Below are 25,561 nucleotides of genomic sequence, written 5' to 3'. Positions count from 1 at the left end.
AGCAGCACCAAGGTCCTGTGGAGCAGTTGGTTAGCTCGCCACCCTGTCAAGGTGGAGGTCGCGGGTTCAAGTCCCGTCAGGATCGCCGTCACGAAAGGCCCGCACCGCTCGGTGCGGGCCTTTCGTTGTGTTCCCGTGTATTGACGGCGTCGTGCGCGGACGGGTACCCCAGAACTCAGGGAATCGGGGGCCCACACCGGAGGTGGTCGCGCATGGCCGCGGCGTCCGAAGCACGGCAGTCCAGGCACGAGACGCACGCGCTGCTGCGCGCCCATCTGGCGGCCGCGTCCCGCTACGGCCACATCACACAGCAGTGCTCGGTCTGCCATCGCCTCCTGCGGCTCGCGATGGAGCTTCCCGACCCCGACGACGCCGACACGGCCGAGGACGAAAGTCCCACCACCCCATGACCAACGGCGGGTTGGGCGCCCTCCCGGAAGTGGCAAGCTGTTCCTTGGCAAGACTTCACTCATGTGACGGGTGTCACTGAAAGAGATTCAGAAACCGCTTCACTTACACCCTCCCTACACCCACCCGATTTAATATGTGCAATTGCACCACCATTCCCACGGGACCGGCGGACACGCAGGACGGCACGAGCGGGCACAAAAAAGATCGCGCTGGACCCGGCGGAGTCCAGCGCGATCGATGACCAGGGGCCTGTTGGGGCAGGCGTAGGCCGGTAGAACAAGGGGTTGGGCGGTCCAGGTTGGGGGACCTGGAAATGCCCGGCAAAACGGGGTGTTGCGGGTACTTCGACTACGTCAGGCCTCGCTGCGCTGCTGCGGGATACCCGCCAGCAGGGCGCGGACCTCAGCCTCGCGGTACCGGCGGTGTCCACCCAGCGTGCGGATGGACGTGAGCTTGCCGGCCTTCGCCCAGCGAGTCACCGTCTTCGGGTCCACGCGGAACATCGTGGCGACCTCGGCGGGGGTCAGTAGCGGCTCGGCATCAGGGGTGCGAGCGGTCATGAGCGGCCTCCTCGGGAGAACCGAACCTTCTCGGTTCTTTCCTCTAAATTCTGCACCTTGACCCGCGTTGCCCGAAATGGCAGAAGCGGGCCGAGTCGGTTATAGGACGAACGGCTTGTCCTCGGCACTACAACTACACCATCCGTCCAGCCACGTCGGCCAAACCGATGGAATTGCCCTCGCAGGTGTTCATCAGCGGCGGAAGTCGATGGACCATGCCATAACGGACAGTCACGCCACTGTGACGATCAGTCACAGAGCGATCAGGAGTCGTCAGACCCCCCATAGAGTGCAATGCTGAGCGTTCCGCCCATACTTGGACGGAAGGAACCCTCCCCGGACTCCTTGTCCTATTTTGGCACGAGGGTGGGCGATGGACGCAAGGGCGCCGTAAGTGCGATCCGTCACGCTTGAGCCAAAGGCCCGGATCGGGACCTACGTCCTGCCACCCCCGCACCCACGTCCCCGCGAGGACACAGAGTGCCTCCGCGACGCCTAAAGATCATTTACATCAGACGGACGCGTCTTGTCGATGATCAATTCGCGAATTGCAGGTTCCGGATCGCCCGCCAGCGCTCCGCGAGCCGGCCGTACGCCTCGCTCGCCCCCTCGCCGTCGCCGTCCCGCAGCGCCGCGATCCCCTCGGCCACGTCCGCCACCGACCGGTCCGCCGCGAGACGCTCCGCCGGCACGGCGTGCACCAGGCCGCCGTAGTCCAGCTCCACCAGCGCGCGCGGATGGAACTCCTCCAGCCAGCGCCCCACCTCGACCAGACCCTCGGTCAGAGGCCCCTCGTCGAGCGACTCGCGCAGCGTCCGCAGCGCCCGCGCCAGCCGGCGACGCGCCTGCACCATCGGCGTCCGGTAGCGCATCACCGGAGCACGGCCGCCCGGTCCGCCGGTCCCCGGGACGTACTCCCGCTCCTCGTCCGCGAAGAGGGTGAACCAACGCACCGGAACCTGCCACAGGGCCGTCCTGATCCAGGGCTGCGCGTCGGGGTTGCGCACCCGCCAGCGCTCGTGGTCGGCGCACACCTGCTCCCGCACCACCGGCGGGAGCATCGCGTCGAGCACCGAGGGGGGCAGGGACCCGTCCAGCTCGGCCAGGGCCAGCCAGCCGCGCAGGCGGGTGCGCCAGGGGCAGATCACGACCACCCCGTCGAGCGACGCGACGAACGCGTCCCCGCTCTCGTGGACCGGCACCGGGACCGGCGGGGTCGGCAGCAGATCCGCGAGGGAGCGCCGCAGCTCGTCCTGCGCGGTCGGGGTGTCCGCCCGGCGCGCGTACTGCGTCCAGTGGCCCCGCTCGGGCTCGGGAAAGGCCGCCAGCGGCTCGTACACGCGCAGATAGGAGGTGTACGGGACGAGGAGGGTCGACGCCGGCGACATGTCACGAATCCTTCCATGGGGGTACTCCGGGAGAGGTGATCCTGAGCACTGCGCCGGATCTACGCCCGCGTAGGACTTACTCTCTTGCCGAAGCGGCCCCGAAACGGGCCGCAGGGCCCCTTCCCCACCCGCAGGGAGGGGCGTACAACCGCCGCTTCGTACTTGGGAGTCACCACCGTGACCGATGTGACCGACGGCGTCCTGCACACCCTGTTCCACTCGGAGCAGGGAGGCCACGAGCAAGTCGTGCTGTGCCAGGACCGCGCCTCCGGCCTCAAGGCCGTCATCGCCCTCCACTCCACCGCCCTGGGCCCTGCCCTCGGCGGCACCCGGTTCTACCCGTACGCGTCCGAGGCGGAGGCCGTCGCCGACGCGCTGAACCTCTCGCGCGGGATGTCGTACAAGAACGCCATGGCCGGTCTCGACCACGGCGGCGGCAAGGCCGTGATCATCGGCGACCCGGACACGATCAAGACCGAGGAGCTCCTCCTCGCCTACGGCCGCTGTGTCGCCTCCCTGGGCGGCCGCTACGTGACGGCCTGCGACGTCGGCACCTACGTCGCCGACATGGACGTCGTGGCCCGCACCAACCAGTGGACCACCGGCCGCTCCCCCGAGAACGGCGGCGCCGGCGACTCCTCGGTGCTCACCGCCTTCGGCGTCTTCCAGGGCATGCGCGCCTCCGCGCAGACCCTGTGGGGCGACCCGACCCTGCGCGGCCGCAAGGTCGGCGTCGCGGGTGTCGGCAAGGTCGGGCACTACCTGGTCGAGCACCTCCTGGAGGACGGTGCCGAGGTCGTCGTGACCGACGTGCGCGAGGAGTCGGTGCGCCGGATCACCGACAGGTTCCCGCAGGTCTCCGTGGTCGCCGACACCGACGCGCTGATCCGCGTGGAGGGGCTGGACGTCTACGCGCCGTGCGCGCTCGGCGGCGCCCTGAACGACGACACCGTGCCCGTGCTCACCGCGAAGATCGTCTGCGGAGCGGCCAACAACCAGCTCGCCCACCCCGGGATCGAGAAGGACCTCTCGGACCGCGGGATCCTCTACGCGCCGGACTACGTGGTCAACGCCGGCGGCGTGATCCAGGTCGCCGACGAGCTGCACGGCTTCGACTTCGACCGGTGCAAGAAGAAGGCCACGAAGATCTTCGACACCACGCTGGCCATATTCGCACGTGCGAAGGCGGACGGTATCCCGCCGGCCGCCGCCGCCGACCGGATCGCCGAGCAGCGCATGGCCGAGGCACGTCGCGGCTGATCTTGACAGGGCCGGCCCGGCGAGCAGCCGTTTGGATGTTCACCCAGACCGAGACAAGACTCACCCCGGTCGGCGGGTCGGCCCGCCAGAAGAGGTTAAAATCGCGATTGACCAGCGAGGACGGGGCGCCTCGATGGTTCTGTACCGAGGCATGTGATGCGGACGGCGTACCGTATGGCCACGGAAACAGGTACCGTTGAACCCCTACGGACCGGTCTCTCTGTCGAGAGCCCGTTCCGAATCATGAACGCGTGTCAAGACTCTGGGGCCGTCGAGCCCCGTCACCGAGGGGGTCGAGCCATGGGGCGCGGCCGGGCAAAGGCCAAGCAGACGAAGGTCGCCCGCCAGCTGAAGTACAGCAGCGGCGGGACTGACCTGTCGCGTCTGGCCAATGAGCTGGGCGCTTCGACTTCGAACCAGCCGCCGAATGGCGAGCCGTTCGAGGACGACGACGAGGAAGACGACCCGTACGCGCAGTACGCGGATCTCTACAACACGGACGACGAGGACGAGGACGACGAGTCCGGTCCCGGCGCGTCGTCCCACCGTCACGCTTGACCTCTTAAAGAGCGCTGCTTCACACGGAAACCCGGTCCGGGGGCTACCCGGACCGGGTTTCTGTGCTGCCCGTCTCCGGGAATGCGTCTGCGGGCGCCCCGGAGAGACTCCGGAACGCCCGCAGCGGTGTCCTACCGGGCGTAGTCGCCCACCAGCTCCGCGCCCGTGGCGTGGTCGCCGCGCTCGGTGATCTCGCCGGCGACCCAGGAGTCGACGCCGCGGTCGGCCAGCGTGGTCAGGGCCGCGTCCACGGATCCGGCGGGGACGACGGCCATCATGCCGACGCCCATGTTCAGCGTCTTCTCCAGCTCCAGCCGCTCCACCTGGCCGGCCTTGCCGACGAGGTCGAAGATCGCGCCCGGCGCCCAGGTCGAACGGTCCACCGTGGCGTGCAGGCCGTCCGGGATCACCCGCGCCAGGTTGGCGGCCAGACCGCCGCCCGTGATGTGGCTGAAGGCGTGCACCTCGGTGGTCCGGGTGAGCGCCAGGCAGTCCAGCGAGTAGATCTTCGTCGGTTCCAGCAGCTCCTCGCCCAGGGTCCGGCCGAGCTCATCGACCTGCTGGTCGAGGGCCATGCCGGCGCGGTCGAAGACCACGTGACGGACGAGCGAGTACCCGTTGGAGTGAAGGCCGGAGGACGCCATGGCGATGACGGCGTCACCCGTACGGATGCGATCCGCGCCGAGCAGCCGGTCGTACTCGACCACGCCCGTGCCGGCGCCGGCGACGTCGAAGTCGTCGGGGCCGAGCAGGCCGGGGTGCTCGGCGGTCTCGCCGCCGACCAGCGCGCAGCCGGCCAGGACGCAGCCTTCCGCGATGCCCTTGACGATGGCGGCGACCCGCTCGGGGTGGACCTTGCCGACGCAGATGTAGTCGGTCATGAAGAGCGGCTCGGCGCCGCACACGACGATGTCGTCCATGACCATCGCGACCAGGTCGTGGCCGATCGTGTCGTACACGCCCATCTGGCGCGCGATGTCGACCTTCGTGCCGACGCCGTCGGTGGCGGAGGCGAGCAGGGGACGCTCGTAGCGCTTCAGGGCGGAGGCGTCGAAGAGGCCGGCGAACCCGCCGAGGCCGCCGAGGACCTCGGGGCGCTGCGTCTTCTTCACCCATTCCTTCATGAGCTCGACGGCGCGGTCACCCGCTTCGATGTCGACGCCCGCGGACGCGTAGGAGGCACCGGTGGTCTCAGACATAGGTGAGAGCTTTCGTGTCGTTACTGCGGTACTGCGGGGGTCTTACGGGCGACGGAGCGCGTCGGCGGCCGCGGTGGCGGCGGGGCCGGCGGCCAGCTCGGTCTCCAGCAGCTGCTTGCCGAGCAGCTCGGGGTCCGGGAGCTCCATCGGGTACTCGCCGTCGAAGCAGGCACGGCAGAGGTTGGGCTTCTGGATCGTGGTCGCCTCGATCATCCCGTCGAGGGAGATGTACGAGAGCGAGTCCGCGCCGAGCGACTTGCCGATCTCGTCGATCGACATGCCGTTGGCGATCAGCTCCGCGCGGGTGGCGAAGTCGATGCCGAAGAAGCACGGCCACTTCACCGGCGGCGAGGAGATCCGGATGTGGATCTCGGCCGCGCCGGCCTCGCGGAGCATCTTGACCAGGGCGCGCTGGGTGTTGCCGCGGACGATCGAGTCGTCCACGACCACCAGGCGCTTGCCCTTGATGACGTCCCGGAGCGGGTTCAGCTTCAGCCGGATGCCGAGCTGGCGGATGGTCTGGGAGGGCTGGATGAAGGTGCGGCCCACATAGGCGTTCTTCACCAGTCCGGCGCCGAAGGGAATGCCGCTGGCCTCGGCGTAGCCGATCGCGGCGGGGGTGCCGGACTCGGGCGTCGCTATCACCAGGTCGGCCTCGACCGGGGCTTCCTTGGCCAGGCGCCGGCCCATCTCCACGCGGGAGAGGTAGACGTTCCGGCCGGCGATGTCGGTGTCCGGGCGGGCCAGGTAGACGTACTCGAAGACACAGCCCTTGGGCTTCGCTTCCGCGAATCGAGAGGTCCTGATGCCGTTCTCGTCGATCGCGATCATCTCGCCCGGCTCGACCTCGCGGACGAAGCTGGCGCCGCAGATGTCGAGGGCGGCGGACTCGGAGGCGACGACCCAGCCACGCTCGAGCCGGCCGAGGACCAGCGGGCGGATGCCCTGCGGGTCGCGGGCGGCGTAGAGCGTGTGCTCGTCCATGAAGACGAGGGAGAAGGCGCCCCGGACGTCGGGGAGGACCTTCGCGGCGGCCTGCTCGATGGTGAGCGGCTTGCCGTCCTCGTCGACCTGACCCGCGAGGAGCGCGGTGACGAGATCGGTGTCGTTGGTGGCGGCGACGCGAGTGGTGCGGCCTTCCTTCTTGGGAAGGTCGGCGACCATCTCGGCCAGCTGCGCCGTGTTCACCAGGTTGCCGTTGTGGCCGAGCGCGATGGAGCCGTGGGCTGTCGCCCGGAACGTCGGCTGCGCGTTCTCCCACACGGAGGCCCCGGTGGTCGAATAGCGGGCGTGACCGACCGCGATATGACCCTGGAGGGAACCGAGAGAGGTCTCGTCGAAGACCTGGGACACGAGGCCCATGTCCTTGAAGACGAGGATCTGGGAGCCATTGCTTACCGCGATTCCCGCGGATTCCTGACCCCGATGCTGGAGGGCGTAGAGCCCGAAGTACGTGAGCTTTGCGACCTCTTCACCCGGAGCCCAGACCCCGAAGACGCCGCAAGCGTCCTGAGGGCCCTTCTCGCCGGGAAGCAGATCGTGATTGAGTCGACCGTCACCACGTGGCACGCCTCCGAGTGTAGGCGAGGTCGACCACTGGTCCGAATTGGGGATATCGGCGGGGTGCCTTTCTGGTGTGATCGCACGAACTGATCCACCGGCCTGCGCCGAAAGGGCCTCGAAGGGGTCGGGAACCAAGGGGCAGAAGGGCTCGGAGCCCTTGGCGCACGGGCCTCGCGGACGCTCTACTCGCGAGTAACGAAAAGTACGGGACCCGCTGGATGTGACGCAGTTCGCAATGCGCCGGCGCCGCGGGCGTCCCGGGGAGCGGGACGGTCGTTGACAGGTGCACGCGCTCTGCGCGAGGCTCCTGCGCCATGCAGCCCGTACGTGACCGCTCGGTCACTCTCGTCGCGCGCCGACACGTGGACCTGGTCCGTGTCGCCAGCGCGATCTGTCGCTGCGCCTGAGACACGGCGGGGAAGCACCCTCGGGCCTCGTCCCGCCCGGTCCCCCCGACCCACCGCACGACTCCGTCCGGCGGTCCGCGCACACCTGAACGCGGGCCGGCCGGGACACGGCCGTGCTCCCTCCCCGTGTCCGCGGCCCCGCCCGCTTCCCCGTCCGCCCTGACGCGGCCGCCCCCGCCGTTTCGGACGCCCTGTCCGACCGGTCCCCAGGTCCGGACCGGGTCCGCCGCCTTCCGGCGGCATCGGCACCGGCGCACCCCTGCCGATGCCGCGACGCCCCGCCCGCGCGCCGTCTCCGCGCGGTCCCTCCCCTTCAGTCCGCCCAGCCCGAGGAGAGCCCCGTGCCCACGCCCAAGATCCCCCTGTCCCGACGCGCCCTCGGCGGGGCCGCCGTCGGAGCGGCCGCCGTGACCGCGCTCGGCGCGGGCGCACCCGTCGCGGCCGCGCGGGAGGAAGGGGAGCGCCCCTTCCGGGCCGCGACCGGACGCCGGCACTCGCGGCGGCCCAACATCCTCTTCATCCTCGGCGACGACCTCGGCTGGGCCGACCTCTCCTCGTACGGATCGCCCCACATCCGGACCCCGAACCTCGACCGGCTCGCCCGCCAGGGCGTCCGGTTCACCGACGCCTACTCCGGCTCCGCCACCTGCTCCCCGACCCGGTTCAGCCTCTACACCGGCCGCTTCCCCGGCCGCACCAAGGGCGGGCTCGCCGAGCCCATCGCCGACACGTCGGTCGGCCTGGAGCCCACCCACCCCACGCTCGCCTCACGGCTCCGGGACGCCGGCTACGCCACCGCCCTCATCGGCAAGTGGCACTGCGGCTACCTCCCCGACTACTCCCCCACCCGGTCCGGCTGGGACGAGTTCTTCGGGAACTTCGGCGGCGCGCTCGAGTACTACTCCAAGCTCGGTCTCGCCGGCGAGTACGACCTCTACGAGGGCGACGCGCCGTACAAGGACCTGCGCTACTACACCCGCGTCCTGACCGAGCGGGCGAGCGAGTACGTGTCCCGCGAGCACGACCGGCCCTGGCTGCTCAACCTCAACTTCACGACCCCCCACTGGCCCTGGATCGCCGACGGTGACGAGGAGGCGAGCGCCGAGATCGTCCGGCGCATCGAGGCGGGCGACCGCTCGGCCCTCTGGCACCAGGACGGCGGCTCGATCGAGAAGTACAAGGAGATGGTCGAGGACCTCGACCGGTCGGTCGGCGAGGTGCTGGGGGCGCTGAAGCGCTCCGGCCGGGAGCACGACACCCTCGTCTTCTTCGCCAGCGACAACGGCGGCGAGCGCTTCTCGTACAACTGGCCGCTGGCCGGCAACAAGGGATCGCTCCAGGAGGGCGGCATCCGGGTGCCGTCCATCCTGCGCTGGCCCGCCCGGATCGACGGAGGCCAGGTCAGCGACCTGCCGGTGTACACACCCGACTGGACGGCGACCCTCCTCGACCTGGGCGGCGCCCGCCCCGATCCCGCCTACCCGCTCGACGGCACCAGCCTCGCCGGCTTCCTGCTGCGCGGCGAGGAGCCGGCCGAACGCGACCTCTTCTGGCGGGTGCGGGGCGAGCGCGCGCTGCGCCGCGGCGAGTGGAAGTACTACCGCGGCAAGACCGGCCGCGACCAGCTCTTCCACCTCACCGAGGACGCCCGCGAACAGGCCGACCGCGCCCCCTACGAGCAGGAGCGGCTCGCCGCGCTGCGGGCGTCCTGGGAGCGGACGGACGCCGGGCTCCTGCCCTACGGGGGCTGAGCCCGGCCCGGCCGGCGTCCGTCAGGAGGCCGTCTTCGGCGCGGGCTTCGCGACCGCCGCGAAGCCCGAGCCGTCCGGGGCGGTGAGGGTCAGCCCGCGATGGCTGAGCTCGTACGTCGCCGAGTCGCCGAAGACGTCGTACAGCTTCGTCTCCAGGTTCATCTCGGGACCCGTGCACCGCATGCGGGTGGTGGTGATCTCCCCGAACGTGACCGTCCTGCCCGAGATCTTCGCCGTCGTGGAGAAGCGGTTGCAGCCCAGGCTGCCCCGGACCTTGCCGTCCTTGTCGATCACGAAGTGGGCCTTGCCCTCGGAGCCCTTGGGGACCGACGAGGCGGTCTGGCCGGCGAGCAGGGACTCGACGGTCCATTCGGTGCCGTTCAGCGGGGCCGGCGGCTCGGACGTCAGCGCGACGACGTTCTCGCCGTCGGACGAGGTCAGGGTGAGCCGGTCGCCGTCGACCCGGGCCTTCAGCGCACCGGTGAACGCCTTCCGGAGCACCGTCTCGAAGGCCCCCCGCTCACCGGGACAGGCCATCTCGGTGCCCTGCTGCTGCTTCACGGTGACCGTGTCGCCCTCGACCGACACCTCGGCGCCGAAACCGTTGCACCCGCTGTTGCCCGAGGCCCGGCCGTCCTTCCCGATCTCGACGTGGGCGCCGTCGGGCGCCCGGGTCTCCTTGCCGGCGACCGTCACGGTGTCGAAGGCCCAGTGGGCTCCGGCGACCGGGACGTCCGGGGCGACGGATCCGGCGCCCGGGTCGGAACCGGACCGCTCGGTGCCGCACGCCGAGAGCACGACGAGCGAGGCCAGGACTGCGGTGGCTGCGGTGGTACGTGTCTTCAGCATGGGGATGGGACGGGCGAGCGGTACGGACGGTTCCGCCCACCTCCGCCGGGGACTCCGGCAGGGCCGGGGCCGGCGCCTCCGGATCAGCCCATCAGCGGCAGCAGTCCGGCGAGGTCGGCGCGTTCACCGCTCGCCGCGACCTCGGCCGCGTCCAGCGCCTCCGCCCAACGGGTACGGCCGGTGGCGAGCCGGATCCAGGTGAGCGGGTCCGTCTCGACGACGTTGGGCGGGGTGCCGCGGGTATGCCGGGGCCCCTCCACGCACTGCACCACGGCGAACGGCGGGACCCGGAACTCCACCGCGCCACCGGGAGCCTTCACCGCGAGCGCGTCGGCGAGCACCCGGGTGCAGGCGGCCAGGGCCTGCCGGTCGACCGGGATCCCGAGGCCGGTCGCCGCGTTCAGGTCGTCGGTGTGGACGACCAGTTCGACGGTCCGGGTGACCAGGAAGTCCGCCAGCCGCATCGCGCCGAACCGGGTCGGCACGAGCCGCTCGTCGGACGTGCCGGCGATCCGCTCCTCGTACCGTGCCCTCGTCCGCTCGTACAGCCCCGGCAGATCGCCGGCGTCGACGGCCCGGACGTCCTCGTCGATCCGCTCCGCGGCCGACGCCGTCGCCGACGGCCAGTCGAGCAGACCCAGTTCCTGCGCTGCCGGCTCGGGCTCGTCGAGGAAGCGGGGGACGGCGCCGACCACCAGGGCCAGGTGCGCGACCAGCTCCCGTACGGTCCACTCGCCCAGCCGCGTCGGACCGTCGAGCTGCTCCGGAGTGAGCGTGGACACCGCGTCGCTCACGTTCCGGAACTGGGCGAGCACGGCGGCCCGGGTCTTGGCGGAGTCGTAGCTGCGGGAGCGCTTCTTGGCCGGTGGCATGGGGGCGAGGGTAGTCGGAGACTGGAGAGGGAGGGGCTCGCAGCACACCTACCCGTAGGAGAGGGGTCGATCGGTCATGGCCGAGCACCCTGACGTGGCCCTGGTACGCCGTGGTTTCGAGGCGTGGACCCGAGGAGACATGGAGACCGTCGGCTCCCTGATGACGGCGGACTGCACCCACCACGTGCCGGGCGAGAGCCAGCTGTCCGGCCACTTCAAAGGCCGGGACAACATCCTCGCCATGTACGCCAAGATGTTCGAACTCACCGGCGGGAAGATGCGGGTCGAACTGGACAGCGTCTCCGTCGACGGCCGCGGCCACGCCGTGGCGGCGAACAAGTTCTTCGCCGAGCGCGGTGACCGCGGCATCGAGATGAAGGGCGCGCTCATCTTCACCATCATGGGCGGGAAGATCACCGACATCGACGAGTGCGTCGAGGACATCGAGCAGTCCGACGCCTTCTGGGGGCAGCCGGCGTAGACCCGTCCGGGCAGGGGCACACGAGAGCCCCCGTCCGGACCCACGGGTCCGGACGGGGGCTTCGCGCAGCGCGTCGGGTCAGGCCAGCAGACCCGGGATCGTCGCCTCGTGGACGGTGCGCAGCTCCTCCAGGGAGATGCTGAACTCGCCCTGCACGTCGACCTCGTCGCCGTCCACCACACCGATGCGCGCGGCCGGCAGACCCCGGGCGCCGCACATGTCGGTGAAGCGGAGCTCCTCGCTGCGCGGGACGGACACGACCGCACGGCCGGCCGACTCGCTGAAGAGGAAGGTGAAGGCGTCCAGACCGTCCGGGACGACCAGGCGCGCGCCGGTGCCGCCGCGGAGGCAGGACTCGACGACCGCCTGGACCAGACCGCCGTCGGACAGGTCGTGCGCCGCGTCGATCATGCCGTCGCGGGAGGCGGAGATCAGGATCTCGCCGAGCAGCTTCTCCCGGTCGAGGTCCACGGCCGGCGGCAGACCGCCGAGGTGCTGGTGGATCACCTCGGACCAGGCCGAGCCGCCGAACTCCTCACGCGTGTCGCCCAGCAGGTAGAGGAGCTGGCCCTCTTCCGCGAAGGCGATCGGCGTGCGGCGGTTGACGTCGTCGATCACACCGAGCACGGCCACGACCGGCGTCGGGTGGATGGCGACCTCGCCGGTCTGGTTGTACAGCGAGACGTTGCCGCCGGTGACCGGGGTGCCCAGCTGCAGGCAGCCGTCCGCGAGACCGCGGGTGGCCTCGGCGAACTGCCACATCACGTCCGGGTCCTCGGGCGAACCGAAGTTCAGGCAGTCCGAGATGGCCAGCGGCTTGGCACCGGAGGCGGCGACGTTGCGGTACGCCTCCGCCAGCGCGAGCTGCGCGCCCGTGTACGGGTCGAGCTTGGCGTACCGGCCGTTGCCGTCGGTCGCCATGGCCACGCCGAGGTTGGTCTCCTCGTCGATCCGGACCATGCCCGCGTCCTCGGGCTGCGCCAGGACGGTGTTGCCCTGGACGAAGCGGTCGTACTGGTCGGTGATCCAGGACTTCGACGCCTGGTTCGGGGAGGAGACCAGCTTCAGGACCTGGTCCTTCAGCTCCTCGCCGTTCTGCGGCCGGGGCAGCTTGCCCGCGTCGTCGGCCTGGAGCGCGTCCTGCCACTGCGGGCGGGCGAACGGCCGGTGGTAGGTCGGGCCCTCGTGGGCGACCGAACGCGGCGGCACGTCGACGATCTGCTCGCCGTGCCAGAAGATCTCCAGGCGCTCGCCCTCGGTCACCTCACCGATGACGGTGGCGATGACGTCCCACTTCTCGCAGATCTCCAGGAAGCGGTCGACGTACTGCGGCTCGACGATCGCGCACATGCGCTCCTGCGACTCGCTCATGAGGATCTCCTCGGGCGAGAGCGTGGCGTCGCGCAGGTGGACGCGGTCGAGCTCGACGCGCATGCCGCCGGAGCCGGCCGAGGCCAGCTCGGAGGTGGCGCAGGAGAGCCCGGCGCCGCCGAGGTCCTGGATGCCCGCGACCAGCTTCTCCTGGAAGATCTCCAGGGTGCACTCGATGAGGAGCTTCTCCTGGAACGGGTCGCCGACCTGCACCGCAGGGCGCTTGGTGGGCTTGGTGTCGTCGAAGGTCTCCGACGCGAGGACGGAGACACCGCCGATGCCGTCGCCACCGGTGCGGGCACCGTAGAGGATCACCTTGTTGCCGGGGCCGGAGGCCTTGGCGAGGTGGATGTCCTCGTGCTTCATGACGCCGATGCAGCCGGCGTTGACGAGCGGGTTGCCCTGGTAGCAGGAGTCGAAGACGACCTCGCCGCCGATGTTGGGCAGACCCAGGCAGTTGCCGTAGCCGCCGATGCCGGCGACGACACCCGGCAGCACGCGCTTGGTGTCGGGGTGGTCGGCCGCGCCGAAGCGCAGCGGGTCGACGACCGCGACCGGGCGGGCGCCCATGGCGAGGATGTCGCGGACGATGCCGCCGACGCCGGTGGCCGCGCCCTGGTAGGGCTCGATGTACGAGGGGTGGTTGTGCGACTCGACCTTGAAGGTGACCGCGTACCCCTGGCCGACGTCGACGACGCCCGCGTTCTCACCGATGCCGACGAGCATGGCGTCGTTCTCGGGGGTCTTCTCGCCGAACTGCTTCAGGTGGACCTTGCTGCTCTTGTAGGAGCAGTGCTCGGACCACATGACGGAGTACATGGCGAGCTCGGCGCCGGTGGGACGGCGGCCGAGGATCTCCCGGATGCGGGCGTACTCGTCCTCCTTGAGGCCGAGCTCCTTCCACGGCTGCTCGCTGTCGGGCGTCTCGCCCGCGTGCTTGACGGTGTCGAGAGTCATGCGTTGACCAGCTTCTTCAGGATCGAGGTGAAGAATCCGAGGCCGTCGGTACGGCCCGTACCGATCAGCGGCTCGACGGCGTGCTCGGGGTGCGGCATGAGGCCGACCACATTGCCCGCGGCGTTCGTGATGCCCGCGATGTCGCGGAGGGAGCCGTTCGGGTTGAAGTCCAGGTAGCGGAAGGCCACCCGCCCCTCGGCCTCCAGCTCGTCGAGCGTGTGCTCGTCGGCGACGTAGCGGCCGTCCATGTTCTTGAGCGGGACCGCGATCTCCTGGCCCTGCTCGTAGTCCACGGTCCAGGCCGTCTCCGCGTTCTCCACGCGCAGCTTCTGGTCGCGGCAGATGAAGTGGAGGTGGTTGTTGCGCAGCATCGCGCCCGGCAGCAGGTGGGCCTCGGTGAGGATCTGGAAGCCGTTGCAGATGCCGAGGACGGGCATGCCCGCCTTCGCCTGCTCGATGATCGTCTCCATCACCGGCGAGAAGCGGGAGATGGCTCCGGCCCGCAGGTAGTCCCCGTAGGAGAAGCCACCGGCCAGGACCACGGCGTCGACCTGCTTCAGGTCCTTGTCGCGGTGCCAGAGGGAAACGGGCTCGGCACCCGCCAGGCGGGCGGCACGCAGCGCGTCCTGGTCGTCGAGCGTTCCGGGGAACGTGACGACGCCGATGCGTGCGGTCACGACTCCACCTTCACGACGAAGTCTTCGATCACGGTGTTGGCAAGGAAGGTTTCGGCCATCTCGTGGATGCGGGCGAGGGCGGCCTCGTCGACCGGCCCCTCCACCTCCAGTTCGAAGCGCTTCCCCTGGCGGACGTCGGCGATTCCGGCGAACCCGAGGCGGGGCAGTGCACGCTGCACCGCCTGTCCCTGCGGGTCGAGGATCTCCGGCTTGAGCATGACGTCGACTACGACGCGTGCCACTGGCACTCCCGGTGGTGTGTTGCGTGGGCGGTTCCCTCAGCGTACCTGCCTCCAAATTCTACGCGGGTAGAAGTCTGGAGGACCCTACAAAAGACACGAAAGACCCACACGAAAAATTCAAGTGAAATATTGCGCGGCCCATTGCGGCGGGACACGCTGATGCAATTGGCTGGGCTTCACAATGCGAGGCCTTCCGCTGTACAAAGGAATACAGGGGAAAGCAGCATTGCCCCCGGGCAGCCGTAAAGCCGGTTCCGCCGCACGTCAGAGGCGTTCGATCCGCCGTCACGACACGGCGGACCGCAGGAAAGGACCGATATCCGTGGCTCAGCGTGTGGTGGTCACTCTCTTCGACGACATCGACGGCGGAGAAGCGGCGGAAACGGTTGCGTTCGGCCTCGACGGGAAGACGTACGAGATCGACCTGAATCCCGCCAATGCAAAGAAACTGCGCACCGCGCTGGCCCCCTACCTCGCGGCCGGCCGGAAGCAGACGGGCCGGGCGGCGGCCGGGCGGGCCGGCAGCGCCGGCACTCCCGTCGACTCGTACAAGCACACCGCGCTCGCCCCGGACCCGGCGGCGGTCCGCGCCTGGGCCCAGTCCCACAAGATGGAGGTACCGGCCCGCGGCCGGATCCCGAAGCGGGTCTACGAGGCGTTCCGCCAGGCCGGCTGAGCGGGGCCGGGCGGCCCGGCAGGCGGGCCCGGAGGGCGGGTGGCGACCCCGCCCCCGCTCGCGGCGCCGACCGGTCGCCGGGAACGGATTTGCATTGCACCCCCGCCGATCGGCTAGAGTCTGGATCACGCCGAGGGGCGAGGCCGCAGGGCCGAACCTCACGCAGCGTGCGGGTGTAGTTCAGTAGTAGAACATCCCCCTTCCAGGGGGAAGGCGCAGTGTGCAATTCCTGTCACCCGCTCTGCATCGCATTACCGACCACTCCGGTGGATCAGGTACAGTGGTGCTCGCACCGCCCGGTGAAGCCGGTCGGAGGCATGCGGACGTGGCTCAGTTGGTAGAGCATCACCTTGCCAAGGTGAGGGTCGCGAGTTCGAATCTCGTCGTCCGCTCAGGAATGAAGGCCCCGGTTCTCAGGAACCGGGGCCTTCGTCATGTCCGCCCACGCCGTCCGACCTCCTGACATTTGTCATGCACGGTGATGACAGCGTGCACTGCCGAGCCGCCCCCTCCGCCGGAAGGCTGAGGGCATGACCAACGTGATCGAGGCCGACGCACTGCGCCGCACCTACGCCGGCGGCTTCTCCGCCGTCGACGGGATCTCCTTCGCCGTCCCCCGCGGCGAGATCTTCGCGCTGCTGGGGACGAACGGGGCGGGCAAGACTTCCACGGTCGAGCTCCTGGAGGGGCTCGCCGCCCCCAGCGGCGGCGCCGTCCGCGTCCTCGGCCACGACCCGTACCGCGAACGGGCCGCCGTCCGCCCCCGGATCGGGATCATGCTCCAGGAGGGCGGCTTCCCCTCCGACCTGACCGTGACCGAGACCGTCCGCATGTGGGCGGGCTGCACCACCGCCCCCCGTCCCACCGCGGAGGCACTGGAGGCGGTCGGCCTCGGCGCCCGCGGCAAGGTACGGATCAAGCAGCTCTCCGGCGGCGAGCGGCGGCGCCTCGACCTGGCGCTCGCGCTCCTGGGCAGGCCCGAGGTCCTCTTCCTCGACGAGCCCACCACCGGCCTCGACGCCGAGGGCCGGCGCGACACCTGGGACCTGGTGCGTTCCCTGCGGGACGGCGGCACGACCGTCCTGCTGACCACGCACTACCTGGAGGAGGCCGAGTCCCTGGCCGACCGGCTCGCGATCATGCACAGCGGTCGGATCGTCCTCTCCGGCACACCGTCCGAGGTCACCGCGGCCCGCCCCGCCAGGATCCGCTTCGGCCTGCCCGACGGGATCGAGCCCGGGCATCTGCCCCTCGGCCTGAAGGCCGCGGCCGACGGCCGTCGCGTGGAGATCCGGACCCACGCCCTCCAGGACGACCTCGCCGCGCTCCTGGCCTGGGCGGGCGACGCCGGCGTACGGCTCGACCGGCTCGACGCCCGCTCGGCCTCCCTCGAGGAGGCCTTCCTGGAGATCGCCTCCACCGTCGACACCCCCACCCCCACCGACCTCGAAGGTGCCCGATGAACGCCACCCTCACCCGGCTCACCGCCCTCGGGCGCGCCGAACTCACCCTGCTCGGGCGGAACAGGAACAACCTCTTCATCGCCCTGCTGATGCCCTTGCTGATGATCGTCGTGCTGCGGTCCACGGTCACGCAGACAGCCGAAGGCGTGTCCGGAGGCGTCGCCGGTGCCACCCTCGTCGGCGGCACGGGCATGGTGCTCATTCTCGTCGTCTACATGGGCCTGGTCTCGGCGTACGTGGCCCGCCGCGAGGAGCTGGTGCTCAAGCGGCTGCGCACGGGCGAGGCGAGCGACCTGGAGATCCTCGGCGGCGCTGCGCTGCCGTCCGCCGCCATCGCCCTCGCCCAGTGCGTCGTGCTGGCCGTCGGCGGGGTGCTCGCCCTGGACGTCCACGCCCCCCGACGGCCCGACCTGCTGCTGCTCGGCCTGGTGGCCGCGGTGGCACTGCTCGGCGGCCTGGCCGCGCTGACCACCGTCATCACCCGCAACGTCGAGAGCGCGGGACTGACCACCCTGCCGCTCTTCCTGGTCTCCTCCATGGGCTCGGGGATGTTCGTGCCCCGCGAGACCCTGCCGGACACCCTCGCGTCGGTCTGCGCGCTGCTGCCGATGAGCGGGGTCATGGAGTTCGTCCGGGCCGGCTGGTTCGGAGCCGGCGACACCGGCGCGCTGATCACCGCCGCGCTCACCACGCTGGCCTGGGGCGTGATCACCGTGTTTGCTGTCCGACGGTGGTTCCGCTGGGAACCGCGTCGCTAGATCTCTCCGACCGGGCCCCGATGCGGCCCGCCGGGCGGGACTTCGACGACATGACCTAGGGGAGGGCGGACAGGTGTCCAGGTTGACCGGGTGGTGGGTGGGCCGCAGCAGCGCGGCCAAGGTGGAGCTGTACACCCGGTGGACCTTCCACCTCTTCGCTCCCCTCGAGATCGTCGCCCTCGCCGGGATCCCGCTCTCCGCCGCCTCCTCGGCCGCGCTGCGCCCCGGCATCGCCGTCGCGATGCTCCTGATCTGCTGCGCGCACGCCGTGCTGTGCGCGGTGTTCGCGTCCCGCGCCCTGGACTGGACCGTCGGGAAGCGTGACCGTCCGGTCCGGCTCGCCGTCGCCCTGGCCACGGGCACGGCGGTCGCGGACCTCACCGTCCTCACCCTGCACACGGTCGGCGCCACCACCGATCCGTCGGTCGGCGTGGGCCTGGTGACCGCCCTGTCCGCCTTCGGGGCCGGCACGCTGCTGCTGGGCCTGCGCCGGGTCCGGCACATGCTGTACGCCGTCCTCGTCGCCGCCTGCGCCACCGGCGCCGCCGTCGCCGCCTTCGACCACGGCGCGCCCACGGCCATCGGCTGCGGTGTCGGCGTACTGCTCGGCGGGGGCGGGTTCGGTACGGCGAGCGGCTTCTCCTCCTGGCTGCTCGGGATCGTCGGCGAACTGGAGCGCTCCCGGGACCTGCAGGCGCGGCTCGCCGTCGCCGAGGAGCGGCTGCGCTTCGGCCGCGACCTGCACGACGTCATGGGCCGCAACCTCTCGGTCATCGCCCTCAAGAGCGAACTCGCCGTGCAGCTCGCCCGGCGCGGACGCCCCGAGGCGGTGGACCAGATGACCGAGGTGCAGCGGATCGCCCGGCAGTCGCAGCGCGAGGTCCGGGACGTGGTGCGCGGCTACCGGGAGGCCGACCTGCGGGTGGAACTGGAGGGCGCGCGGGGCGTGTTGGACGCCGCCGGGATCGCGTGCGCGATCGGCCCGGTCACCGACGGGCTGCCCGAGCGCGTCCAGGCGGCGCTGGGCTGGGTGGTCCGGGAGACCACGACGAACGTACTGCGGCACGGGGACGCCTCGCGCTGCACGATCTCCCTTGCGGGAAAGGACGGTTCGGTGCTGCTGACCGTGGAGAACGACGGCGTGGGAGAGGGCTTCGTGATGGGGCACGGTTCGGGTCTCGCGGGGCTGCGGGAGCGGCTGGCGGCGGTGGACGGGACCCTGCGGGCGGGCCCCGAGGCCGGCGGTACGTTCCGGGTGACGGCCACCGTGCCCGTACCGCGGAAGGGGTCGGCGGCATGACCGTACGCGTGCTGCTCGCCGACGACGAGCACCTGATCCGGGGCGCGCTCGCCGCGTTGCTCGGGCTGGAGGACGACCTCGTGGTCGTCGCCGAGGCCGCCACCGGCCCCGAGGCGCTCGCCATGGCACGGGCCCACCGGCCCGATGTCGCGGTGCTGGACCTGCAGATGCCGGGGGCGGACGGTGTGAGGGTCGCCACATCCCTGCGCGAGGAACTTCCCGACTGCCGGACCATGATCGTGACCGGTCACGGCCGTCCCGGCCATCTGAAGCGGGCCCTCGCGGCCGGGGTGCGGGGCTTCGTGCCCAAGACCGTCAGCGCCCAGCGGCTGGCCGAGATCATCCGCACCGTGCACGCCGGGAACCGCTACGTGGACCCGGAGTTGGCGGCCGACGCGATCTCCGCCGGGGACTCCCCGCTGACCGCGCGGGAGGCCGAGGTGCTGGAGTTCGCGGCCGACGGGGCGCCCGTCGCGGAGATCGCCGCGCGGGCCGCGCTGTCCCCCGGGACGGTCCGCAACTACCTCTCGTCGGCGGCCGCGAAGCTCGGCGCCGAGAACCGTCACACGGCGGTGCGTCTCGCACGGGAGAAAGGTTGGGTATAGTTGGCCCCGCGCTACGGCGCATGCGGACGTGGCTCAGTTGGTAGAGCATCACCTTGCCAAGGTGAGGGTCGCGAGTTCGAATCTCGTCGTCCGCTCCACGGAAGAAGCCCCCCGGTCCTCGGACCGGGGGGCTTCTTCGTGCCCGGGCGCGCCTCGCCGATCGTGCCGGGCGCGGCAGGATCGGCGAGACGTCCCCAGGACCAGGTCCTAGGACCAGGCGGTGCCGGTCAGGAGTTCGTACGCCTCGATGTACTTGGCGCGGGTCGCGTCGACGATCTCCTGCGGGAGCGCCGGCGGCGGCTGCTCGCTCGCGCGGTCCCAGCCGGAGGCCGGCGAGGTCAGCCAGTCGCGGACGAACTGCTTGTCGTACGACGGCTGGGCGTGCCCCGGCTCCCAGCTCGCGGCGGGCCAGAAGCGGGAGGAGTCCGGGGTGAGGACCTCGTCGGCGAGGACCAGCGTCCGGCCCTCCGGGGTGGCCTCGAAGCCGAACTCGAACTTGGTGTCGGCGAGGATGATCCCGCGCTCGCGGGCCACGTCCCGGGCCCGGCCGTAGACGGCGAGGGTCGTCTGACGCAGCAGCGCGGCGGTCTCCGCACCGACCTGGTGGGCGACCTCCTCGTACGACACGTTCTCGTCGTGGTCGCCGACGGCCGCCTTCGTGGCCGGCGTGAAGATCGGCGCGGGCAGTTCGGAACCGTCGGTCAGGCCCTCGGGCAGGGCGAGGCCGCAGACCGTGCGGGACGCGCGGTACTCGACGAGGCCGGAGCCGGTCAGGTAGCCGCGGGCGACGCACTCGACCGGGACCATCTCCAGCGACTTGCAGACCAGGGTGCGGCCCGCCCAGTCGGCCGGGGCGCCGGCCGGCAGCTCGGTGGACAGGACGTGGTTCGGGACCAGGTCCTTCAGCAGGTCGAACCACCACAGCGAGAGCCGGGTCAGGACCCGGCCCTTGTCGGGGATCTCGGTCGGCAGCACCCAGTCGTATGCGGACATGCGGTCGCTTGCCACCATGACGAGGTCGCCGGCCTCGTTCCGGTAGAGGTCACGCACCTTGCCCGTGTGGAGGTGGGTCAGGCCCGGGACCTGAACAGGCTCGGGCTTTTCTACGAATCCGGACACGGTTCCTCCGCGTAGGTTGATCCAGGAGCGCTTCGATTCTCTCGCACCCGGACGCGGGGTCGGTGCGCGGGCCCGCTCAGTCCCTCTTGCAGATGCGGTCGAGCAGGTTCGCCGTGGCGCGCTGGATCCGCGCGTCGACGTGGCCCGGGCGGTCCAGGGCGGGCGACCAGGCGAAGGTGCCGGAGGCGAAGACCCAGGCACCCGACGGGGACCGGTAGAGGGAGGTCTCCTGGTGCCGCAGCGCTCCCTCGCCGTCCGTGTACGGCGAGTGGGCGAGCAGGATGCGGCCCTCGTGCTCGGGGAGCGCGGTCCGCGGGAAGTAGCGGTCGGCCTCGCCGGCGACCAGGCCCGGGATCTCGTCGCCGTCCCCGGCGCCGGTGGCCTCCCAGAGCCAGTGCTCGGCGTTCCGCACCACGAGCGGGTGCGGTTCGGGCACCCTGCCCGCGTACTGGATGCCGAGCAGCTGCTGCTCGGGGCGGTCGATCTCGCGCCACAGCGCCGGGCGGCCGGGGCCGCGGCGCTTGCGGCAGGTCAGCAGCCGGTCCGGGACCCCGGACGGCGAGGGGCCGAGCTCCACCTGCCAGTACATGGTGTTGGCGGAGAGGAACACGAGGGACGTGCCCTGCTCGCGGGCCAGCTCGACCGTCCGGCGCATGGGGACGGACCAGTACTCGTCGTGGCCGGGGAAGACCAGGCCGCGGTAGCGGGTGGGGTCGACCCGGCCGGCGTGCAGGTCACGGGTCTCGGCGTAGGCGAGGTCGTATCCGTAGCGCTCGGCCCAGCGGATGAAGTCGTAGGCGTGGCCGACGTGCAGGGGCAGTCCCGCGCCCGCGTAGGGGCGGTCGAAGGAGACCGTCGTGGCCGCGTCCTCCTCGCCGAGGAGCCGGCCCTGCTCGTCCCACGCGTGGTAGAGGCTGGCACCGGTGCGGCCGTCCTCCGGGTACAGGTTGTACGCCTGCCAGGTCACGTCCGGCAGCACCAGGAGGAGATCGGCCGGGTGGTCGTCGCGGACCGTGAACGGGATGTGGGAGCGGTAGCCGTCGGCGGTGGTGAGGACGGCGACGTAGGCGCCGATCGACCAGTAGGACGGGATCTGGAGGCGCCAGGACTGCCACCAGTGGTGGCAGGAGACGGTCCGGTCCGCGGCGAGGGGGGCCGGCTGGACGATCCCGGACAGCCGTGGACTGGTGGTGATCTTGGCGGCGCCGTCGCCCGCGTAGTGGCCGATCCGGTAGACGTCGACCGAGAACTGCTGCGGCGGGTCCACCGTGATGTGGAAGTCGATCGCCTCGCCGGGGGCCGCCGCCCCGACGGAGGCGAAGCCCTTGATCTGGCTGCGGACGTCGTCGGCGGTACGGGGCCCGCCCCCGGCCCCGCGTGCCAGGGCGGCGTCGGCGTACCAGGGGACGACCTGGCCCGTGTCGTCGAAGTAGTTCTCCGACCCGCGCAGCCAGGGCAGCGGGCCCTGGCCGAAGGGGTCCGAGACGGCGTGGGCGAGCGCGCCCGATTCCCACCGCCTGATGTGCTCCGCCCCCATGCCGCGCCCCTCCCTCGACTCCCCCGGTCGTCGGCGACCGTTTTCGGCCGTCGTATGTATGGCTCTTTCGGCCCCTTGTCAGTGCCGGTCCCCAGCACATCACATAACGCACGCACTCCGTCACCGTTCGTCGCGAATTGACGTGAACGGAACGCGGTCTTCCGCCGGGTCGGGTGGTTCAGACGAGGCGGACGGGCTTCTCGGGGCGGACGCCGGTCTCGGTGAGCCAGGCGCGCAGCGGCTCCGGGTCGCCGTCCTCCACGAGTGCGAGGACCCGGGCGGTCAGGTCCGTGTTCCGCCGACCGCCGACGAGGAGCGCCGGGCCGTCGAGCCAGTCCAGCCCGGGAACGGCGCCCGCGGTGTCGACGGCGGCGCAGCAGACCATCGCCACCACGTGGTCGGCCAGCAGGTCGCGCCCGGTACGGGGCGGCTGCAGCGGGAAGAGCGGGAGCGGGTCGGTCCCGTCGTCGCCCCACGCGGCGCCGTGTGCGCCCGGCGCCTCCGCCGGGGGCTTGGCGGCGTCCTCGCGGGCGACCTGGGCGGTCAGCGCGGCTGCGAGGGCGTCGGAGGCGGGGTGCGCGGCCGCGGGCTCGTCCGGCTCGTCGAGTCCGTCGGGCTCCTGGAGGCCGTCGAGTCCGTGGAGATCGTCCTGCTCACCGGTACCGGCAGGCGCTTCGGGTCCGGCGGGCTCGTCCGGCTCGGCGGCGGACGTGAGCTCGGCGGCGGCCGTGAGTTCGGTGGCGTACGTGAGATCGGTGGCGGCCCCGGCGGCGGCCTCCGAGGCGGCCGCTCCCGAGGGGAGGGCCAGGTGGGCCATCACGCGCGTCAGGGTCGGCCCGTCGGAGGAGGCGGGGTCGCCGGGACCCGCGGCGCGCACGCCCAGCTGGTCGAGGACCCGGTGGAGGCGGGTGGCGTCGGCGCGCCAGGTGCGGTCGACGACCTCTTCCGGGTACTGGTCCCAGTCCACCGGCGACCAGTCCGGGCCGTTCTCCGCCGGACCGCCGTGGAAGAGCCGGGCGGCCAGCAGCGAGGTGGCCTCGTCCACGGCCCCGGGCTCCTCCAGGAGGTCGCAGGCCGGCCGTTCGCCGAGGCGGGTGGCGAAGTTGTCGGCGAGGCGGTCGCGTCGCGAGAGTTCGGTGAGGGCGCTGACCACTCCGACGTCGAGGCGGGAGGGCCAGCGGCCCATCCGCCAGGCGGGCAGCGCGACCCGGGTGAGCAGCCGGTCCCAGCCCGCGTAGGCGAGGCCGACCTGCTCCTGCGCGACGATCCGGATGCCGTAGTCCACAGCCTGTGCGCGCTCGGAACCGGCCGCGGCGACCCCGCGCTCCATCTCCAGGGCGTGGCCGCGACAGCTGCGCAGCAGCACCCGGGCGACCCGGCCGATGCCGTGCGCGCCGAGCCGGCTCACCGGGTCGAGCCCGGCGCGGCGGGGTGCGGCGACGGCGGCGTCCAGGCCCCGCACGAAGCGGCGGGCCGCGGCTATGTCGGGCTGGGCGGCGGGGCCCGTCCCGGCGACGACGGGGGCGAGGACCGCCCGCAGCTCGCCGACCCGCATCCACCACAGGAAGGGCGAGCCGATGACCAGGACGGGAGCCTCGGCGGACCGGTGTGCGTCCTGCGGGCCGACCCGGTGCGCCGGATGGGTCCGGTCCTCCAGCCAGCTGTCGCAGTCCGGGGTCAGGGCTATCGCGGAGGGGGCGGGGACCCCGAGCCGGTCGGCCAGGTCCCGGACCATCCGGTAGAGGTCGGGGGCCGAGGTCTCGGCGAGTTCCACCGTCGGCGTGACGGCGGGCCGCGCACGGGCGACGACCAGCGCGACGGCCGCCGCGGCGAGCAGGACGACCAGCGCGAGCACCGTCGTCAGCCAGCGGGCGGCGTCCCAGCCGGCCCCCGTGAACCGGCCGGTGACACCCCCCGCGTACAGGATCACGGCCGCGGCGGCGGGGAGGAGCGCGGCACCCAGCGCCCTGCCGCGGACGCGGAGCACGGCGAGGGCCCGGGTGCGCGCGGCGCGCGCACCCATCTCATCGCCGGGAACCGAACCGGTACCGGACACGCCGTACATCACCCCCTCCTGCCCTGGTCGGGACTGCCTGTGGCGGTCTTGCTCACTCCCCCACTGTGGCACCCGCCACGGACATCGCAATGCCGGTGGGCCAAGTGCCGGAACGCCTGCGCCGCACCCTAGTTGGGGCTTCGGCGGGCGTCATCCGGATGGCTCAGCCGTCACTCGATGGAATGGCTTTGGGCAAAGGTGATGACGGTCAGGCCGGGAAGGGGTTCACTCTCCCGCGGCCTTGCGCGCGATGTCCGTACGGTGCTGCGAGCCGTCCAGACGGATCCGGCCGACCGCCGCGTACGCGCGCTCGCGGGCCTGCGTCAGGTCCTCGCCGGTCGCCGTGACCGACAGGACGCGTCCGCCGGCGCTGACGACCGCGTCACCGTCCAGGCGGGTGCCGGCGTGCAGGACGTACGCGTGCGGCGCGTCCTGCGCCGCGACCTCGTCGAGGCCCTCGATCGGGTCGCCGGTCCGCGGGGTGCCGGGATAGTTGTGCGAGGCCACGACCACGGTCACGGCCGCCTCGTCACGCCAGTTGAGCGGCGCCTCGTTGTCGAGGGTGCCGTTCGCGGCGTTCAGCAGGACGCCGGCCAGCGGGGTCTTCAGGCGGGCCAGCACGACCTGCGTCTCGGGGTCGCCGAACCGGGCGTTGAACTCGATGACCCGCACGCCACGACCGGTGATCGCCAGCCCCGCGTACAGCAGGCCCTGGAACGGCGTGCCGCGGCGGCGCAGCTCGTCGACCGTCGGCTGCAGGACGCTGCCCATCACCTCGTCGACCAGCTTGGGGTCGGCCCAGGGCAGCGGCGAGTAGGCGCCCATGCCGCCGGTGTTCGGTCCCTCGTCGCCGTCCAGCGCGCGCTTGAAGTCCTGCGCGGGGCTCAGCGGGAGGACGGTGACGCCGTCGGTGATCGCGAAGAGGGAGACCTCTGGGCCGTCCAGGTACTCCTCGATGACCACGCGGTCGCAGGCCAGCGCGTGGGCGCGGGCCTCGGCCAGGTCGGAGGTCACCACGACGCCCTTGCCGGCGGCGAGGCCGTCGTCCTTGACGACGTACGGGGCGCCGAAGGCGTCGAGCGCCTCGTCGATCTCGGCGGCGGTGGTGCACACGTAGGAACGGGCCGTGGGCACGTTGGCGCCCGCCATGACGTCCTTGGCGAACGCCTTGGAGCCCTCCAGCTGCGCGGCTTCCGCGGACGGACCGAAGCAGGGGATGCCGGCCGCGCGGACGGCGTCGGCGACACCCGCGACGAGCGGTGCCTCCGGGCCGACGACGACCAGGTCCGCCTGGAGGTCGGTGGCGAGGCGCGCGACCGCGCCGCCGTCCAGTGGGTCGACGGGGTGCAGCTCGGCGACCTCCGCGATTCCGGCGTTGCCGGGCGCGCAGTGCAGAGCGGTGACGTCGGGATCGAGGGACAGAGAGCGGCACAGGGCGTGTTCGCGGGCGCCGCCGCCGATGACGAGGACCTTCACGCCAGCCAGGGTAGCCCGCGGGGCG

Annotated in this window: 24 protein-coding genes and 4 tRNA genes; 15 read left to right on the top strand and 13 right to left on the bottom strand. The window is 71.6% G+C overall.

Going from position 1 to position 25,561, the window contains the following annotated elements; genetic code table 11:
* Positions 1–11: 11 nt before the first annotated feature.
* Both ACGFZF_RS35020 and ACGFZF_RS35015 read left to right on the top strand, forming a co-directional pair.
* Positions 12–85 (top strand) — tRNA-Asp (locus tag ACGFZF_RS35020).
* A gap of 127 nt (positions 86–212) precedes the next feature.
* Positions 213–410, top strand: a complete 198-nt coding sequence (locus tag ACGFZF_RS35015; protein WP_356601159.1) for a DUF6274 family protein — start codon at positions 213–215, stop codon at positions 408–410.
* A gap of 354 nt (positions 411–764) precedes the next feature.
* Here ACGFZF_RS35015 and bldC read toward each other — a convergent pair whose 3' ends face one another.
* Together bldC and ACGFZF_RS35005 are read right to left on the bottom strand one after the other, a co-directional pair.
* Positions 765–971, bottom strand: a complete 207-nt coding sequence (gene bldC / locus ACGFZF_RS35010) for a developmental transcriptional regulator BldC (protein WP_003949541.1) — start codon at positions 969–971, stop codon at positions 765–767.
* A 536-nt stretch (positions 972–1,507) separates the two neighbouring features.
* Positions 1,508–2,359, bottom strand: a complete 852-nt coding sequence (locus ACGFZF_RS35005; RefSeq protein ID WP_393560968.1) for a hypothetical protein — start codon at positions 2,357–2,359, stop codon at positions 1,508–1,510.
* Positions 2,360–2,536: 177 nt separating this feature from the next.
* Here ACGFZF_RS35005 and ACGFZF_RS35000 point away from each other — a divergent pair, with 177 nt between their 5' ends.
* Together ACGFZF_RS35000 and ACGFZF_RS34995 are read left to right on the top strand one after the other, a co-directional pair.
* A complete protein-coding gene (locus ACGFZF_RS35000) occupies positions 2,537–3,619 on the top strand; it encodes a Leu/Phe/Val dehydrogenase (protein WP_393560966.1) in 1,083 nt (360 codons plus the stop codon).
* A 300-nt stretch (positions 3,620–3,919) separates the two neighbouring features.
* Positions 3,920–4,177, top strand: coding sequence for a DUF3073 domain-containing protein (locus tag ACGFZF_RS34995; protein WP_393560965.1), 258 nt, complete (start codon positions 3,920–3,922; stop codon positions 4,175–4,177).
* 131 nt (positions 4,178–4,308) lie between these two features.
* Here the strand turns inward: ACGFZF_RS34995 and purM are convergent, their stop codons facing one another.
* The gene (gene purM, locus ACGFZF_RS34990; RefSeq protein WP_393560963.1) at positions 4,309–5,376 is read right to left on the bottom strand and encodes a phosphoribosylformylglycinamidine cyclo-ligase; all 1,068 of its coding nucleotides are present in this window, start codon (positions 5,374–5,376) and stop codon (positions 4,309–4,311) included.
* Positions 5,377–5,418: 42 nt separating this feature from the next.
* The gene (gene purF / locus ACGFZF_RS34985) at positions 5,419–6,945 is read right to left on the bottom strand and encodes an amidophosphoribosyltransferase (RefSeq protein WP_356601162.1); all 1,527 of its coding nucleotides are present in this window, start codon (positions 6,943–6,945) and stop codon (positions 5,419–5,421) included.
* A gap of 308 nt (positions 6,946–7,253) precedes the next feature.
* Here purF and ACGFZF_RS34980 point away from each other — a divergent pair, with 308 nt between their 5' ends.
* The gene (locus ACGFZF_RS34980; RefSeq protein WP_361314034.1) at positions 7,254–7,346 is read left to right on the top strand and encodes a putative leader peptide; all 93 of its coding nucleotides are present in this window, start codon (positions 7,254–7,256) and stop codon (positions 7,344–7,346) included.
* A gap of 341 nt (positions 7,347–7,687) precedes the next feature.
* Positions 7,688–9,097 (top strand): sulfatase, encoded by a 1,410-nt coding sequence (locus tag ACGFZF_RS34975; RefSeq protein WP_393560961.1) that lies wholly within the window; start codon positions 7,688–7,690, stop codon positions 9,095–9,097.
* A 21-nt stretch (positions 9,098–9,118) separates the two neighbouring features.
* Here the strand turns inward: ACGFZF_RS34975 and ACGFZF_RS34970 are convergent, their stop codons facing one another.
* Positions 9,119–9,946, bottom strand: coding sequence for an META domain-containing protein (locus ACGFZF_RS34970; RefSeq protein WP_393560959.1), 828 nt, complete (start codon positions 9,944–9,946; stop codon positions 9,119–9,121).
* Positions 9,947–10,029: 83 nt separating this feature from the next.
* Positions 10,030–10,818 (bottom strand): sterol carrier family protein, encoded by a 789-nt coding sequence (locus ACGFZF_RS34965; RefSeq protein ID WP_393560957.1) that lies wholly within the window; start codon positions 10,816–10,818, stop codon positions 10,030–10,032.
* A gap of 76 nt (positions 10,819–10,894) precedes the next feature.
* Here ACGFZF_RS34965 and ACGFZF_RS34960 point away from each other — a divergent pair, with 76 nt between their 5' ends.
* Entirely contained in the window at positions 10,895–11,299 is a 405-nt protein-coding gene (locus ACGFZF_RS34960; protein ID WP_356601167.1) for a nuclear transport factor 2 family protein, read from the top strand.
* A gap of 78 nt (positions 11,300–11,377) precedes the next feature.
* Here the strand turns inward: ACGFZF_RS34960 and purL are convergent, their stop codons facing one another.
* From purL to purS, 3 genes are read right to left on the bottom strand one after another with little or no spacing between them, the layout of a single operon-like run.
* Positions 11,378–13,627, bottom strand: coding sequence for a phosphoribosylformylglycinamidine synthase subunit PurL (gene purL / locus ACGFZF_RS34955; protein WP_393560955.1), 2,250 nt, complete (start codon positions 13,625–13,627; stop codon positions 11,378–11,380).
* On the bottom strand, positions 13,624–14,304 hold the full coding sequence (gene purQ, locus ACGFZF_RS34950; RefSeq protein WP_147978662.1) for a phosphoribosylformylglycinamidine synthase subunit PurQ: 681 nt from the start codon (positions 14,302–14,304) through the stop codon (positions 13,624–13,626). Before purQ ends, purL begins: the two co-directional genes overlap by 4 nt.
* Entirely contained in the window at positions 14,301–14,546 is a 246-nt protein-coding gene (gene purS, locus ACGFZF_RS34945) for a phosphoribosylformylglycinamidine synthase subunit PurS (protein ID WP_147978663.1), read from the bottom strand. Before purS ends, purQ begins: the two co-directional genes overlap by 4 nt.
* A 322-nt stretch (positions 14,547–14,868) precedes the next feature.
* Between purS and ACGFZF_RS34940 the strand changes: the two genes are divergently transcribed.
* The 8 genes from ACGFZF_RS34940 (at position 14,869) to ACGFZF_RS34905 (ending at position 19,446) form a co-directional block, all read left to right on the top strand.
* Positions 14,869–15,222, top strand: coding sequence for an Lsr2 family protein (locus tag ACGFZF_RS34940; protein WP_393560953.1), 354 nt, complete (start codon positions 14,869–14,871; stop codon positions 15,220–15,222).
* A gap of 169 nt (positions 15,223–15,391) precedes the next feature.
* A tRNA-Gly gene (locus ACGFZF_RS34935) sits at positions 15,392–15,463 on the top strand.
* Positions 15,464–15,541: 78 nt separating this feature from the next.
* Positions 15,542–15,614: transfer RNA gene (locus ACGFZF_RS34930), tRNA-Gly, on the top strand.
* A 138-nt stretch (positions 15,615–15,752) separates the two neighbouring features.
* Positions 15,753–16,685 carry an ABC transporter ATP-binding protein gene (locus ACGFZF_RS34925; RefSeq protein ID WP_393560951.1) on the top strand — a complete coding sequence of 311 codons (933 nt, stop codon included), beginning with the start codon at positions 15,753–15,755 and terminating at the stop codon, positions 16,683–16,685.
* Positions 16,682–17,443 carry an ABC transporter permease gene (locus ACGFZF_RS34920; protein ID WP_393560949.1) on the top strand — a complete coding sequence of 254 codons (762 nt, stop codon included), beginning with the start codon at positions 16,682–16,684 and terminating at the stop codon, positions 17,441–17,443. The genes ACGFZF_RS34925 and ACGFZF_RS34920 overlap by 4 nt, the downstream gene beginning before the upstream one ends.
* Positions 17,444–17,516: 73 nt before the next feature.
* Positions 17,517–18,743 carry a sensor histidine kinase gene (locus ACGFZF_RS34915; RefSeq protein WP_393560947.1) on the top strand — a complete coding sequence of 409 codons (1,227 nt, stop codon included), beginning with the start codon at positions 17,517–17,519 and terminating at the stop codon, positions 18,741–18,743.
* Positions 18,740–19,348: a response regulator transcription factor gene (locus ACGFZF_RS34910; protein WP_147978668.1), complete on the top strand. Its 609-nt coding sequence runs from the start codon at positions 18,740–18,742 to the stop codon at positions 19,346–19,348. The genes ACGFZF_RS34915 and ACGFZF_RS34910 overlap by 4 nt, the downstream gene beginning before the upstream one ends.
* Positions 19,349–19,370: 22 nt before the next feature.
* Positions 19,371–19,446 (top strand) — tRNA-Gly (locus ACGFZF_RS34905).
* Positions 19,447–19,555: 109 nt separating this feature from the next.
* Here the strand turns inward: ACGFZF_RS34905 and ACGFZF_RS34900 are convergent.
* The 4 genes from ACGFZF_RS34900 to purD form a co-directional block, all read right to left on the bottom strand.
* Complete coding sequence (locus tag ACGFZF_RS34900; protein ID WP_393560944.1) at positions 19,556–20,467, bottom strand: phosphoribosylaminoimidazolesuccinocarboxamide synthase; 912 nt, start codon at positions 20,465–20,467, stop codon at positions 19,556–19,558.
* Positions 20,468–20,543: 76 nt separating this feature from the next.
* Positions 20,544–22,004, bottom strand: a complete 1,461-nt coding sequence (locus ACGFZF_RS34895; protein WP_356601175.1) for a N,N-dimethylformamidase beta subunit family domain-containing protein — start codon at positions 22,002–22,004, stop codon at positions 20,544–20,546.
* Positions 22,005–22,182: 178 nt separating this feature from the next.
* Positions 22,183–24,069: a hypothetical protein gene (locus ACGFZF_RS34890; protein WP_393560942.1), complete on the bottom strand. Its 1,887-nt coding sequence runs from the start codon at positions 24,067–24,069 to the stop codon at positions 22,183–22,185.
* Between the two features lie 216 nt (positions 24,070–24,285).
* Complete coding sequence (gene purD, locus ACGFZF_RS34885; RefSeq protein WP_393560940.1) at positions 24,286–25,536, bottom strand: phosphoribosylamine--glycine ligase; 1,251 nt, start codon at positions 25,534–25,536, stop codon at positions 24,286–24,288.
* Between the last annotated feature and the right edge of the window lie 25 nt (positions 25,537–25,561).

The organism is Streptomyces sp. NPDC048338 (assembly GCF_043201055.1).
Taxonomy (GTDB): Bacteria; Actinomycetota; Actinomycetes; order Streptomycetales; family Streptomycetaceae; genus Streptomyces.
The sequence above is the reverse complement of the archived record's forward strand: the minus strand, read 5'-3'. Positions and strand labels throughout refer to the sequence as shown.